Annotated in this window: 15 protein-coding genes; 8 read left to right on the forward strand and 7 right to left on the reverse strand. The window is 59.0% G+C overall.

The features are described 5' to 3' along the window. Positions 1-19: 19 nt before the first annotated feature. Together L085_RS04120 and L085_RS04125 are read right to left on the reverse strand one after the other, a co-directional pair. Positions 20-1,114 carry a glycosyltransferase family 9 protein gene (locus L085_RS04120; RefSeq protein WP_004931167.1) on the reverse strand — a complete coding sequence of 365 codons (1,095 nt, stop codon included), beginning with the start codon at positions 1,112-1,114 and terminating at the stop codon, positions 20-22. An 8-nt stretch (positions 1,115-1,122) separates the two neighbouring features. Beyond that, the gene (locus L085_RS04125; RefSeq protein ID WP_004931169.1) at positions 1,123-2,079 is read right to left on the reverse strand and encodes a polysaccharide deacetylase family protein; all 957 of its coding nucleotides are present in this window, start codon (positions 2,077-2,079) and stop codon (positions 1,123-1,125) included. 210 nt (positions 2,080-2,289) lie between these two features. On the opposite strand from L085_RS04125, the gene rfaQ reads away from it, so the two are divergent. From rfaQ to L085_RS04140, 3 genes are read left to right on the forward strand one after another with little or no spacing between them, the layout of a single operon-like run. After that, complete coding sequence (gene rfaQ / locus L085_RS04130; RefSeq protein WP_041922294.1) at positions 2,290-3,372, forward strand: putative lipopolysaccharide heptosyltransferase III; 1,083 nt, start codon at positions 2,290-2,292, stop codon at positions 3,370-3,372. Further along, entirely contained in the window at positions 3,369-4,496 is a 1,128-nt protein-coding gene (locus tag L085_RS04135; RefSeq protein ID WP_004931172.1) for a glycosyltransferase family 4 protein, read from the forward strand. Before rfaQ ends, L085_RS04135 begins: the two co-directional genes overlap by 4 nt. Before the next feature lie 2 nt (positions 4,497-4,498). Beyond that, complete coding sequence (locus tag L085_RS04140; RefSeq protein WP_044030127.1) at positions 4,499-5,602, forward strand: glycosyltransferase; 1,104 nt, start codon at positions 4,499-4,501, stop codon at positions 5,600-5,602. 41 nt (positions 5,603-5,643) lie between these two features. Here the strand turns inward: L085_RS04140 and L085_RS04145 are convergent, their stop codons facing one another. Beyond that, positions 5,644-6,657, reverse strand: a complete 1,014-nt coding sequence (locus L085_RS04145) for a glycosyltransferase family 9 protein (protein ID WP_044030128.1) — start codon at positions 6,655-6,657, stop codon at positions 5,644-5,646. A 125-nt stretch (positions 6,658-6,782) separates the two neighbouring features. On the opposite strand from L085_RS04145, the gene waaA reads away from it, so the two are divergent. From waaA to coaD, 3 genes are read left to right on the forward strand one after another with little or no spacing between them, the layout of a single operon-like run. Further along, positions 6,783-8,060 (forward strand): lipid IV(A) 3-deoxy-D-manno-octulosonic acid transferase, encoded by a 1,278-nt coding sequence (gene waaA, locus L085_RS04150; RefSeq protein ID WP_015379436.1) that lies wholly within the window; start codon positions 6,783-6,785, stop codon positions 8,058-8,060. Next, the gene (locus L085_RS04155; RefSeq protein ID WP_015379437.1) at positions 8,061-8,834 is read left to right on the forward strand and encodes a glycosyltransferase family 2 protein; all 774 of its coding nucleotides are present in this window, start codon (positions 8,061-8,063) and stop codon (positions 8,832-8,834) included. 3 nt (positions 8,835-8,837) lie between these two features. After that, positions 8,838-9,323 (forward strand): pantetheine-phosphate adenylyltransferase, encoded by a 486-nt coding sequence (coaD, locus tag L085_RS04160; protein ID WP_004931181.1) that lies wholly within the window; start codon positions 8,838-8,840, stop codon positions 9,321-9,323. A 3-nt stretch (positions 9,324-9,326) separates the two neighbouring features. Here the strand turns inward: coaD and mutM are convergent, their stop codons facing one another. From mutM to radC, 4 genes are all read right to left on the reverse strand, one after another. Next, entirely contained in the window at positions 9,327-10,142 is an 816-nt protein-coding gene (gene mutM / locus L085_RS04165) for a bifunctional DNA-formamidopyrimidine glycosylase/DNA-(apurinic or apyrimidinic site) lyase (RefSeq protein WP_015379438.1), read from the reverse strand. Between the two features lie 81 nt (positions 10,143-10,223). Next, positions 10,224-10,391: a 50S ribosomal protein L33 gene (gene rpmG / locus L085_RS04170; RefSeq protein WP_002442576.1), complete on the reverse strand. Its 168-nt coding sequence runs from the start codon at positions 10,389-10,391 to the stop codon at positions 10,224-10,226. A gap of 11 nt (positions 10,392-10,402) precedes the next feature. Further along, positions 10,403-10,639: a 50S ribosomal protein L28 gene (gene rpmB / locus L085_RS24335; RefSeq protein ID WP_004931195.1), complete on the reverse strand. Its 237-nt coding sequence runs from the start codon at positions 10,637-10,639 to the stop codon at positions 10,403-10,405. A 262-nt stretch (positions 10,640-10,901) separates the two neighbouring features. Next, positions 10,902-11,585 (reverse strand): DNA repair protein RadC, encoded by a 684-nt coding sequence (radC, locus tag L085_RS04175; RefSeq protein ID WP_004931197.1) that lies wholly within the window; start codon positions 11,583-11,585, stop codon positions 10,902-10,904. 183 nt (positions 11,586-11,768) lie between these two features. Here radC and coaBC point away from each other — a divergent pair, with 183 nt between their 5' ends. Both coaBC and dut read left to right on the forward strand, forming a co-directional pair. Then, positions 11,769-12,986, forward strand: coding sequence for a bifunctional phosphopantothenoylcysteine decarboxylase/phosphopantothenate--cysteine ligase CoaBC (coaBC, locus tag L085_RS04180; RefSeq protein ID WP_043129414.1), 1,218 nt, complete (start codon positions 11,769-11,771; stop codon positions 12,984-12,986). Next, a complete protein-coding gene (gene dut / locus L085_RS04185; RefSeq protein WP_015379440.1) occupies positions 12,964-13,422 on the forward strand; it encodes a dUTP diphosphatase in 459 nt (152 codons plus the stop codon). The genes coaBC and dut overlap by 23 nt, the downstream gene beginning before the upstream one ends. Positions 13,423-13,512 lie beyond the last annotated feature (90 nt).

Raw genomic sequence — 13,512 nt, forward strand, 5'->3', positions numbered from 1 at the left:
CCGATGCGTCGTCTCGCCTTTAGCGCGCTAAAGGCACGTGCGCGACCAGCTCGTCATAAATCCGCTGCGGCTGGATAACCCCCATCGGGCTTTCCGCCTCCAGCGGCATTGTATAACCGGTACGAGACACCTGAATGATGCGATGCAGTTCAGGATCCTGAATCGGCCCGGTGGAGCGTGAGTCGGCGGTCACGAACAGGCTGATGGTTTTCACCTTCAATGCCACTGCCAGATGCAGCGGCCCGGTATCGCCGGTAACCAGAACATGGAAACTGTCGAGCAACGTCAGCAAACCTTGCAGCCCCGTTTTACCGATCTGGTTATCCACGCAGGCCTGCGTTTGCGGGCCGATCAGACTCAAAAACTGTTTGGCCTTGCCGTCGTCAAACGGTGCGCCAATCAGCACGATGCGTACATTTGGGTGCTTCGCCACCAGCTCATCGGCCAGCCGCGCATAGTGCGCAACCGGCCAGCAACGCGACTCCGTTGACGCCCCCAGCTGAAAACCGATGGTGGGATGCTCGCTGCTTTTGACGCCGCGCTGATAATCCACGGGAATTTCCATCGTCGGATCGTCGCTGCGGCAGCCCAAAATGGAAATCAGCTCCAGCTTGCGGCGCACGAAGTGGCCGTAATAATGGAAGACGTAGTTGGTTAGCCAAGGCTCCAGCCCGCAAATGCCTGAACTGTAGTTATCCCTGATAATGTACTTCGCCCCGGCCAGTACGGCGCTGATGATGTCATAAGGCAGATGGGAATGCAGGATCAGCGCCAAATCCGGCTGATGTTCGCGCAGCGATTTCAGCAACGGGCGCATCGTCTTGATCTTGCTGTCCCAATACACCACGCGATCATAATAGCGGCCGTTTTCCACCAGCTCGCGGTTTTTCTTGTGCACCACCAGCGTGATGTGCGCGTTGGGGTAACGTTCCCGCATCGCCCGCAGTGCCGGCGTGTTGAACATGAAGTCGCCCAACGCCGTGGTGGAATAGATGACGATATTGTCAAACTGCTGGGCGCCGTCGAACGTCGCCTTGTCCTGAAAACGGCCGTACTTCGCCGTATAGCGCCGCAAGAACCAGTCGGCAACCTTGATTTTCCATTTCTTCGACATGTGCGTGCTTAGTTCGCTTTAAGTTGATAATACTCGGCCAGCGTCATGCCCACCGTGCGCTGCTGCAGCCAGTCAAACAGCTGCTCCAGATCGCGGTACAGCCCTTCGATATCCTGCTCGGTTTTGAACGTCGGGCTGCCGCCCGGCATAAACTCGGAGGAGTGCAGCATAAACTCGACGTAGTCATGCCCCTGCGCCAACGACGTCTCGGCCACGCTTATCATCTTGGCCACGTTGCCGCCACTCGGCCGCAGCCAGTTGACGGACGGCGAACGCCGCTTGCCGCGCAGCCGATCATAGCCCTGCTTGAACGCATTCATCAGCGCCGAATGCTTGTACTGGATGCTCATCGGCACTTCCAGCAGCGACGAAGCGCCCGGTTTGGCGATGTTCTGCGGATCGATGAAATAGGCCTGCGACGGGAACCGGCTGTAATCTGTGCCGCCGTTGCCCTGTGGATTGCCCGGCGAAAACTGCCAGTTGACCCGCGGCGTCACCGAACAATCCACCTGATAGCCGTATTCCAGCAGCAGCGAGGCATAATATTCGTTGAACGCCCAACGGCCGGCGCGATGGCTGAGCATTTTGGTCTGGAAGGCATCTTCCAGCAGCTTGGTCATGTGATCGACCTTGGCGCGGATCTGATCGGCGGGATACTCGATCAAATAAGGCTTGTGGCGCCAGTCGTCGTCGGTGAGCGGCGTCAGCGGCGGGCTGTTCCAGGCATGCAGGTGCATGCCCACTTCACCCGTGCCGCGAGCGATCACGTCGCGCGCGAACTCGACATAAGCCGGGTCCACCGCCATTTCATAGTTGGTGAGATAAACCGGTTTGAAGGCGTATTTTTCGCACAATGCCTGAAAGCGCGGCAAGAAACGCGTGTTTTCGGTCGCGATGCGATCGTGGTTTTGCCACAGATTATCGCCTTCGGTATCAATGGTGATGAGAAACGCCGGTTTAGTCATGAATATCGAGCCTGATATCAACAGAATGCACTATGTTACGCAGGCCGTTTCGCCAGGGCAAACGACTTTGCTGCCTGGTTTGGACAACGTTGAAGCGTATTCGTCCCCGGCTCGGCGATTTTTTTACGGCCAGGCAAGAAAACCTTGCAACAGTAGCCACATGCGATCGTGTCATTTAGAATCAAAGATTGGTTTCCCAGAAAGCGACTCATGATGAACGACGCGCCAGCCCCAACTTCCGCCCCATCCGTACAGCGTATTCTGATCATAAAACTGCGCCATCACGGCGATATGCTGCTGGTCACGCCGGTCATCAGCAGCCTGCGGCAAAACTACCCGCAGGCGCAGATCGATGTGCTGCTGTATCAGGAAACGCAGGAGATGCTGGCCAGTAATCCGGAACTGTCGACGCTGTTCGCCATCGACCGTCAATGGAAAAAACAGGGCGCCCGCGCGCACCTGGGGCACGAACTGGCGCTGCTGCGTCGCCTGAAGGCGCAACGCTACGATCTGGTGGTCAACCTGGCCGATCAGTGGCGCAGCGCCATCCTCACGCGCCTGACCGGTGCGCGTATCCGTCTGGGCTTCGATTTCCCCAAACGCCGCGGCTTGCTGTGGCGCCATTGCCACACCCAGCTGGTGCCGGTCGACAATCACGCCCACCTGCATACCGTCGAACAGAATCTTTCGCTGCTGGCGCCGCTGAACCTGCCCGCGCTCAATGAACATGTGACCATGAGTTACGATCCGCAGGATTGGCAGGCTTGTGAGCAACGGTTGCAGAAGCAGGGCGTCTTCGGCAGTTATATTGTGGTGCAACCCACCTCGCGCTGGTTCTTCAAATGCTGGAGCGAAGAGAAAATGGCCGCCACCCTCACCGCCTTGCAGGCCGACGGCCACCAGCTGGTGATCACCTCCGGCCCCGACGCCAGAGAACAAGCCATGGTAGAACGCATTTTGGCGCTCTGCCCGCCACAGGGCGTGATCTCGTTGGCCGGCCAGCTGACGCTGCGCCAACTGGCCGCCCTGATCGACCACGCCAAGCTGTTTATCGGCGTGGATTCGGTGCCGATGCACATGGCCGCCGCGCTGCAAACGCCGTGCGTGGCGCTGTTCGGCCCTTCCAAGCTGACTTTCTGGCGGCCGTGGCAAGCTACCGGCGCCGTGATCTGGGCCGGCGACTTCGGCGAACTGCCCGATCCGGACGCCATCGATACCGGCACCGACGAACGGTATCTCGACCTTATTCCTACAGACGCGGTGATTGCAGCCGCGCGGAGCACGCTGGCATGAAAGCATTTCGTTTGGCGATCGTTCGCCAAAAATATCGCCCGGACGGCGGAGCCGAACGTTTCGTTTCCCGCGCCCTGGAAGCGCTGGAGCAACAGGATCTCGATCTGAACGTCATCACTCGCGAATGGCAGGGCGACGCCAATCCCAACTGGCATATCCACCTGTGTAACCCGTTAAAGCTCGGCCGCATCAGCCGCGAGCGAGGCTTCGCCGTGGCAGCCAGGGCGCTGTGGCAGAAAGAGCGCTTCGATCTGGTGCAAAGCCACGAGCGCATTCCCGGCTGCGACATCTATCGCGCCGGCGACGGCGTACACCGCCGCTGGCTGCTGCAACGCGCGCGTCTGCTGCCGGAATGGCGCCGCAAGTGGCTGTTCTCCAATCGCTATCACCGCTATGTGATGTGCGCCGAACGCGCCATGTACGCCGCGCCCGAGCTGAAAGCCGTCATCTGCAACGCCGAGATGATCAAGCAGGAAATCATCGCCGACTTTGGCGTGCCCGCCGACAAGATCACGGTGATCTATAACGCCATCGACAATCAAAAGTTCCCGCCCGCCGACGAGGCCCTGCGTCAACGTCTGCGCGAGCAATATCAGATCCCGCAACAGGCGCACTGCCTGATCTTCGTCGGCTCCGGTTTCGAGCGCAAAGGGCTGGCCGCCGCCATCCGCGCCGTGGCGGCGACCGACAGCCACCTCCTGGTGATCGGTAAAGACAAAGCCGAAAAACGCTACCGGGCGCTGGCGCAGTCGCTGGGCTGCGGCGATCGCATTCACTTTATGGGCGTGCAGAAGCAGACCCTGCCGTTCTATCAGGCCGCGGACGCGCTGCTGCTGCCGACGCTGTACGATCCGTTCCCGAATGTGATTCTGGAAGCGATGTCGTGCGGCCTGCCGGTTATCACCAGCACCACCTGCGGCGGCGCCGAGTTTATCACCCCAGGCCAGAACGGCTTCGTGACCGACGCGCTCGACGTACCGGCCATCACGGAGGCTATTCGGGCACTGCCGCGCCAGGCGCTGGGATCATCCATGGGCGAAGCGGCAAGATTGCGCATTATGACGGCTACACCGGCGCATCTGTCCGAACAGCTGATTTCCCTCTATAACCGGTTACTGGATTAGCTATGCATATTCTGATGATCATCGATGGCCTGCCGGGAGGCGGCGCGGAAAAAGTGGTGCTGACCCTGTGTCAGGGCATGCAGCAACAGGGGCACGACGTCAGTCTGATCTCGCTGCGCGACGTCTGCAATTACCCTATTCCACCGGGCATTGATTATCAGGTGGTGGCCGATCGCAGCCGTGCCCCCTGGCGCAAGCTGACCGAGCTGTCGCGCCGCGCCGCCGCGCTGGATCGCGCGATAGCCGAACACGAGCGCCAACACGGCGCGTTCGATCTGGTGTTCTCCAACCTGCATAAAACCGATCGCATCGTCAGCCGCAGCAAGCGGTTGGCCGCGGATCGCCTGTGGTTCTGCATTCACGGCATTCTCTCCACGTCCTACCTCGGCCACCGCAAGGGTCTGGACCGCTGGCTGAAGCAACGCAAAATCGCCAACGTTTACCAGGGAAGAAATATCGTCGCCGTTTCACAGGCGGTCGGCAGCGATCTGCAGCAGAATTTGCCGATCCGCCCGCGCCGGTTGGCGGTCATCAACAACCCGTTCGACATCGACGCCATTCAGCAACAGGCGGCGGCGCCTTGCGAACTGGCCGGCCAGGGCTATCTGGTGCACGTCGGCCGCTTTCACACCACCAAGCGGCATGACCGCCTGCTGAAAGCCTATGCGCTCTCCGGCATTCAGGCACCGCTGGCCTTGATCGGGTCCGGTGACGACGCCAAAGTCGACGAGGTCAAACGTCTGGCGACAGACTTGGGCATCGCAGAGCGCGTGTTGTTCCTCGGTTTCCAGAGCAATCCCTACCCGTTTATTCGCCATGCCTCGCTGCTGGTGCTCAGCTCCGACAGCGAAGGGTTTGGCAACGTACTGGTAGAATCGCTGCTGTGCGGCACACCGGTGGTCAGCACTCGCTGCCCGGGCGGCCCTGCGGAAATTCTGGAAAAAGCCGGCATGGCTAACGCGCTGGCGGAATTAAACGAAGCGTCGCTGGCAGAAAAAATGGCGGAGGTTTACGCCAACCCGCCGCAGATAAATCAACAGCAATTGCTGAGCTATGGGCTTGAGCCTATTTGCCATCAATATATTGAGCTGAAAGAAGAACAATAAAAAAATAAATAAGGCAGGGGATGCCTGCCTTATTTTCTTCGTTAGTTGAGCGCCTGCATTTTCTGCCAAACCTCATCGACAGAAACATCTTCACAGTGCCCCGATTCACTTTGCAAAATATGATGGCGGCCAGTCCATGGATGCCAGGACACTTTATCGGTATCGCCAAAGAACACCACCATGTCCTTATTCAACGCAGCAGCAAGATGCATCTGCCCACCGTCGCTGCACAGCACCCGGTCGCATAAATCAAACCCGCCCAACAGCTCACGCACCGACGCCGTCGGATAAAGCGCGACGCGTTCGTTTTGACACAGCGCCAGCAGCTGTTCGGCGCGCTGCTGATCGCCGATGTCGTCCGGTGCCAACGTGCCCTGAGGCGACCAAAAGATCAGCACGCCGGTGTGGGGATCGGCAACCAGACGGTTGATGATTTCGGCATAGCGCTCAACCGGCCAGCGCCTTTTCGGGCTGCGGCTGCTGATATGCACGGCGCAGACTCGTTCGACCGGCGGCAGACGTTCCTGCCGCCGCTGTGCCGCCAATTGCCGCTCTTCAGGCGCCAGAAACACCCGCACCGGCGGGATCGGAATGGATTGATCGGTTATCGCCGATAAATAGCTGTAGGTGTGTTCGACCTGATGGAGGCCGCGGAAATCGTCCTTGCGGAACGGGCGATGAATATCTCTCGTGCCCAGATCGGCGCCGATGATATGGGTGGCGCCGGCCATTTTCGCTAGACGCAGGCTGTATTTGCAAGGCACCGGGTTGGCCAGAATAACCGCATCGAACTTTATTTTGCGCAGCTTCAGGAAGATCATCATGCGTTCGAAATAAACGCCCAACGTCGTTTCATTTTTCGCCTTGTGCTTGGCCTTTTTATAGACAAAGACTTTCTCGAGATGAGGATTGTTTTTAACAACATCCTGGCTGACTTTATTGATCAGCAGATAAACTTTTGCGTCCGGATAGGCAATTTTCACCCCCTCAATCAAGGGCGTGGTGCAAACAAGATCGCCGATGTTATCGCGGCGAATAATTAAAATATTCTTCATTCCGAGCCTGTCGGCGAAATCGCTCGCCGGTTGTCTGAAACTGACACCCAAGGTTACCAAATTAGCGCCTTTCCCTTCCAGTTATGGTACTATTCCGAATAACCCATATAAATGAAATTGATAGAATGTTGCTGCGTTTATATCAGGTACTACTCTACCTCATCCAACCCCTGATCTGGCTCCGCTTACTGCTGCGCAGCCGCAAAGCTCCAGCCTACCGTAAACGCTGGGCGGAACGCTATGGCTTCTGCGCCGGGAAAGTCGTGCCAGGCGGCATCATGCTGCATTCCGTCTCCGTCGGCGAAACGCTGGCGGCCATCCCGCTGGTGCGGGCGCTGCGCCATCGTTACCCCGCTTTGCCGATAACTGTGACCACAATGACCCCGACAGGTTCAGAACGCGTCCAGTCCGCTTTCGGCAAAGACGTGCATCATGTCTATCTGCCCTACGATCTGCCCGGCGCCATGAACCGCTTCCTCGACCAGGTGAATCCCAAGCTGGTGATCATCATGGAAACCGAGCTATGGCCTAACCTGATCAACGCGCTGCATCAGCGGCAAATCCCCCTGGTGATCGCCAATGCACGCCTGTCGGCCCGCTCCGCCGCCGGCTATAAGAAAATTGGCGGATTCATGCGCGATATGCTGCGCCGCATCACGCTGATCGCCGCACAGAACCAGGAAGATGGCGATCGGTTTATCGAACTGGGCCTGAAACGCTCTCAGCTGGCCGTCACCGGCAGCCTGAAATTCGATATCTCCGTCACCCCGGAGCTGGCCGCCCGCGCCGTTACATTGCGCCGCCAATGGGCGCCGCGCCGCCCGGTGTGGATCGCCACCAGCACCCACGACGGTGAAGAGACCATCCTGCTGGAAGCGCACCGCAAACTGCTGGAAAAACACCCTGACCTGCTGCTGATCCTGGTGCCGCGTCACCCGGAACGCTTCCCGACCGCCAAAGAGCTGGTGCAGAAGGCCGGCTTCAGTTACACCCTGCGCAGCAGTGGCGAAATCCCGTCCGGCAGCACCCAGGTGGTGATCGGCGATACCATGGGCGAACTGATGCTGCTGTACGGCATCGCCGATCTGGCCTTTGTCGGCGGCAGCCTGGTGGAACGCGGCGGGCACAACCCGCTGGAAGCCGCCGCGCACGCCATCCCGGTGTTGATGGGCCCGCATACTTTCAACTTTAAAGACATCTGCGCCAAGCTTTCGCAGGCCGAAGGCCTGATCACCGTGACCGACGTGGATTCGCTGGTGAAGGAAGTGGCAACCCTGCTGACCGACGAAGACTACCGCCGTTACTACGGCCGTCATGCGGTGGAAGTGCTGTATCAGAATCAGGGAGCGTTGCAGCGCCTGCTGCAGCTGCTGGAACCGCACCTGCCGCCCCGGAGTCACTGAATGAGCAGCCGCAAAAGCCTGTCGGTGGTGATGATCGCCAAAAACGAAGCCGGGCTGTTGCCGGACTGCCTGCGCTCGGTCGAGTGGGCCGATGAAATCATCGTGCTGGACTCCGGCAGCGAAGACGACAGCGTCGCCGTCGCCGAAAGCCTGGGCGCCAAAGTCTTCACCCACACCGACTGGCAAGGGTTTGGCAAGCAGCGTCAGCTGGCGCAAAGCTACGCCAGCCATGACTACGTTTTGATGATCGACGCCGACGAACGCGTCACGCCCGAGCTGCGGCAATCTATCGAACAGGTGTTGAACGCGCCGGACGACGGCGCCGTCTACAGCTGCGCGCGCCGCAACCTGTTCCTTGGCCGCTTCATGCGCCACAGCGGCTGGTATCCCGACCGCGTCAACCGCCTGTACGCCAACCAACGCTATCGCTATAACGACGATCTGGTGCACGAATCGCTGAACATCGGCGGCGCCAAAGTCATCCCTCTCAGCGGCGATATGCTGCACCTGACCTGCCGCGATTTCTTCGCCTTCCAGCGTAAACAGCTGCGCTATGCCGAAGAGTGGGCCACCCAGCGCCACCGGGCCGGCAAGCGCTGCGGCTACCTGTCCATCCTGACCCACACGCTCGGCGCCTTCGTCAAAACCTGGCTGCTGCGCGCCGGCTTCCTGGACGGTAAACAGGGGTTGCTGTTAGCGGTGGTCAACGCGCAATATACCTTCAATAAATATGCCGCATTATGGGCATTGGGCCGCAACTACTCAGAGAAGTGAATCATGACCAGCAAAGCCATCTATCCCGGGACCTTCGATCCCATGACCAACGGCCACCTGGATTTAGTGACGCGCGCATCACTGATGTTCGATCACGTGATTCTGGCCATCGCCGCCAGCCCGAGCAAAAAACCGCTGTTCAGCCTGGATGAGCGCGTGGCGTTGGCGACGCAGGTCACCTCGCATCTGGACAATGTGGAAGTGCTGGGCTTCAGTGAGCTGATGGCGCACTTCGCCGCCCACCAGAACGCCAATATCCTGGTGCGCGGGCTGCGTGCGGTGTCTGACTTTGAATACGAACTGCAGCTGGCGAACATGAACCGTCACTTGATGCCAACGCTGGAAAGCGTATTTCTGATGCCTTCCGAAGAGTGGTCGTTCATCTCCTCCTCACTGGTGAAGGAGGTCGCCCGCCACGGCGGCGATATCGCGCCTTTCCTGCCCGATGTGGTCACCCAGGCGCTGATGGCGAAACTCGCCGCCGAGTGATGCTCAGCGCTGGCAGCGGCGGCAAAAGAAGGTGCTGCGCTGCCCGTGCTTGGCGGATTCAATCGGCGTGCCGCATGCGCGGCACGGTTCTCCCGCCCGGCCGTAAACCTGCAGCTCCTGCGCGAAATACCCCGGTTTGCCGTCCGACTGCAAAAAGTCGCGCAATGTCGTGCCGCCCTGCTCGATAGAGCGCTGCAACACCGCCTTGATGGTCTTCGTCAGCAGTTCCGCTTCGGCTTTGCTCAACGATCCCGCCGGACGATCGGGCAGGATCCCGGCGCTGAACAGCGATTCGCTGGCGTAAATGTTACCAACGCCGACCACCAACTTGTTATCCATCAGCCACGGTTTGATCAGCGTGCGCTTATTGCGTGATTTTTCATACAGGTAGTCGCCGTTGAACGCTTCGCTCAGCGGTTCCGGCCCCAGATGCGCCAACACGCTGCTGGTCGCCAGGTCTTCGCACCACAGCCAGGCGCCGAAACGGCGCGGATCGGTATAGCGCAGGATCATGCCGTTGCTGATCACCAGATCGACGTGGTCGTGTTTGCCGGCTTCGTCTTCGTTTTCCTCGCGCAGCATGCGCAGGCTGCCCGACATGCCCAGGTGCACGATAATCCAACCGTTCTCCAGCTCGATCAGCAGGTATTTGGCCCGGCGCTGCACGCTGAGCACCGGCCGATCGCTCAGCGTCAGGATCTGCTCGGAAACCGGCCAGCGCAGGCGCGCATTGCGCACCACCGCATACTGAATGCTGTGGCCGACAAGATAAGGCTCTATACCGCGTCTGCTCGTCTCAACTTCCGGTAATTCAGGCATCTGGCTTCCCCTCCGACGTTTTCTACCCTTTATAAAACAAAAAACCCGGCCAAGGCCGGGTTTTTCATTAATCCACTAAAATTATTTAATTTTAGCTTCTTTGTATACTACGTGCTGACGGACAACTGGATCGAATTTCTTCAGTTCCAATTTTTCCGGCTTAGTACGCTTGTTCTTCGTGGTGGTATAGAAGTGACCAGTACCAGCAGAAGAAACCAGCTTGATCTTCTCGCGAACACCTTTAGCCATGATTCAGTTCCTTAATACTTCTCACCACGGGCACGCAGATCGGCCAGAACCGTCTCAATACCCTTCTTATCGATAACACGCATACCTTTAGCAGATACACGCAGAGTTACAAAGCGCTTCTCAGCCTCAACCCAAAAACGGTGTGAGTGCAGGTTAGGCAGAAAACGGCGTTTGGTCGCGTTCATTGCGTGGGAACGGTTGTTACCGCTCACCGGGCGCTTGCCAGTAACTTGGCAGACTCGGGACATGTCTATTCTCCAAAAATCAAATCAGCTCGAGCTTCGTATAGGGTATGGCCGCCTCGTCAGGCTTTTAGAGCCCATCTCAGCAAACTTCATACTGAGGAGACTCTCGTCATCAGGTAGAAACCACACATCAGGTCAGAAACCTGCTGAGATAGGCTCTTGCGCCAAACCCAAGATTCTCAAAGGTGGCGTAGTATACGCTCTGAAGCGTAAGTGCTCAAGTCCCGAACAGCTAAAGATCCCACAAGGATCGCGAAAAAATCGCTTAAAGCCATCCGCGCTCGGCAAAAGAGACGCATTCACCCCGACCGATCACCAAATGATCAAGCACTCGGATCTCCAATAACTGACAGGCTTTCACCACCTGTTCCGTTATTAAACGGTCGGCATGACTGGGTTCAGCCTTACCCGAAGGGTGATTATGCGCGAGAATCAGCGCGGCAGCATTAGCCTTCAACGCTTCGCGCACAATTTCTCTCGGGTAGACGACGACGCTGCTGATGGTACCAGCAAACATCTCCTGATGGCGAATAACCCGATGCTGATTGTCTAAAAACAATACCAAAAAGACCTCTCGCTCGCGATGCGCCAGCAGGCTTTGCAGATAATGCTGGGTAACGCGCGGGTTGAGCATGGCATTTTCCTGCGACAAGTGGCTGGAAAAGAAGCGCAGCGCCAGCTCGGCAATCGCCTGCAGTTGGGTATAGCTGGCGTCGCCCAGGCCTTTTTGGCTGCAAAAAGCCTGATGATCGGCCGACATCAGGTGATAAAGCGAGCCGAATCGGCGCAGCAGTTGCTCCGCCAGCTGCATCACGTGCACGCCGGGCAATCCGGTGCGCAAGAAAATGGCCAACAGCTCTGCGTCGGACAACGACGCCGCCCCTTGCATCAACAGCTTTTCACGCGGCGCCAACGCGCCCGGCCAGCACGCCACAATCGGGTTGCTCATCGTGTTCCTCCCTGAAAGGGCTACAGCATGCCATGCGCCACCCGACGCGTTCGACAGGTGTTTGATAACATTGCGAAGTGTTTCGCAAAGCACAATGTAACGCCATGCAGCCATTGCGGAATCGCTCACCTGAACGGCGGATATGCTAAAATGGCGCATCTTTCGGCTTTCAATCGGACAATGATGATGACGGGACTTTCCGGCAAACATATTGTGCTTGGCATCAGCGGCGGCATCGCCGCCTACAAATGCCCAGAGCTGGTGCGCCGCCTGCGCGACAGGGGCGCGGAAGTGCGCGTGGTGATGACCCACGCCGCCAAGGCGTTCATTACGCCGCTGACGCTGCAGGCCGTTTCCGGCTATCCGGTGTCCGACGATCTGTTGGATCCCGCCGCCGAAGCCGCCATGGGCCACATCGAGCTCGGCAAATGGGCGGATCTGGTGATTCTGGCGCCGGCGACCGCCGATCTGCTGGCGCGCGTCGCCGCCGGCATGGCCAACGATCTGCTGACCACCGTCTGCCTGGCGACCGACGCCCCTATCGCCGCCGCGCCCGCCATGAACCAGCAGATGTATCGCGCCGCCGCCACGCAGGCCAACCTGCAAACGCTGCAGGCGCGCGGCATGCTGCTCTGGGGGCCGGACAGCGGCAGCCAGGCCTGCGGCGACGTCGGCCCGGGCCGCATGCTGGATCCGCTGGACATCGTCGAGCTGGCGAACGGCCATTTCTCTGTCACGCAGGATCTGCAACATTTGCAGGTTATGATCACCGCCGGCCCGACGCGTGAAGCGCTGGATCCGGTACGTTTCATCAGCAATCACAGCTCCGGCAAAATGGGCTTCGCCATTGCCCGCGCAGCCGCCGCTCGCGGCGCGCAGGTGACGCTGATCGCCGGGCCGGTCAATTTGCCGACGCCGCCATCAGTCACCCGAGTCGACGTTACCAGCGCACTGGAGATGGAGCAGGCGGTGCAGCAACGCGCCGCGCAGCAGCAGATTTTCATCTCCTGCGCCGCCGTGGCCGACTATCGCCCCGAGCGGATCGCCGATGAAAAAATAAAAAAACAGGGTGATGAAATCGTCCTCAAGATGGTAAAAAACCCCGATATCGTCGCCGGCGTGGCGGCGATGACCAAAAATCGACCGTTTGTCGTGGGGTTTGCCGCCGAAACCCAGAATGTGGAAGAATACGCGCGGCAAAAACTGGCGCGTAAGAAGCTGGATTTGATTTGCGCTAACGATGTATCGCTTGCAGAGCACGGGTTCAACAGCGACACCAATGCCCTGCACCTTTTTTGGCAGGATGGAGAAAAGCGCCTGGCGCTGAGCGACAAGGCACTCCTTGGCCAACGTTTAATAGACGAGATAGTCAGCCGTTATGATGAAAAAAATCGACGTTAAGATCCTCGACCCACGCATCGGTCAGGATTTCCCGCTACCGACCTACGCTACGCCGGGCTCTGCCGGTCTCGACCTGCGCGCCTGTCTGGACAGCGCGGTAGAGCTGGCGCCGGGTGAAACCACGCTGCTGCCTACCGGCCTCGCGATCCACATCGCCGACGCCAGCCTGGCGGCGGTGATCCTGCCGCGCTCAGGCCTGGGCCATAAGCACGGCGTCGTGCTGGGCAATCTGGTCGGCCTGATCGACTCCGATTACCAGGGCCAGCTGATGGTGTCCGTGTGGAACCGCGGCCAGAAGCACTTCACCATCGAGCCGGGCGAACGTATCGCGCAGATGGTCTTCGTGCCGGTGGTGCAGGCCGAATTCAACCTGGTGGAAGAATTCGACAGCAGCGAACGCGGCGAAGGCGGCTTCGGCCACTCGGGGCGCCACTAAGCGCCACCCAATGCACGATGGCCGGCAGGGAAACGTCGCCTGAACCTTGCCTTTCCGGGGAGAAGGATGCCTCTGCGGCAAGGTTTTACC

The organism is Serratia sp. FS14 (assembly GCF_000695995.1).
Classification (GTDB): Bacteria; Pseudomonadota; Gammaproteobacteria; order Enterobacterales; family Enterobacteriaceae; genus Serratia; species Serratia nematodiphila.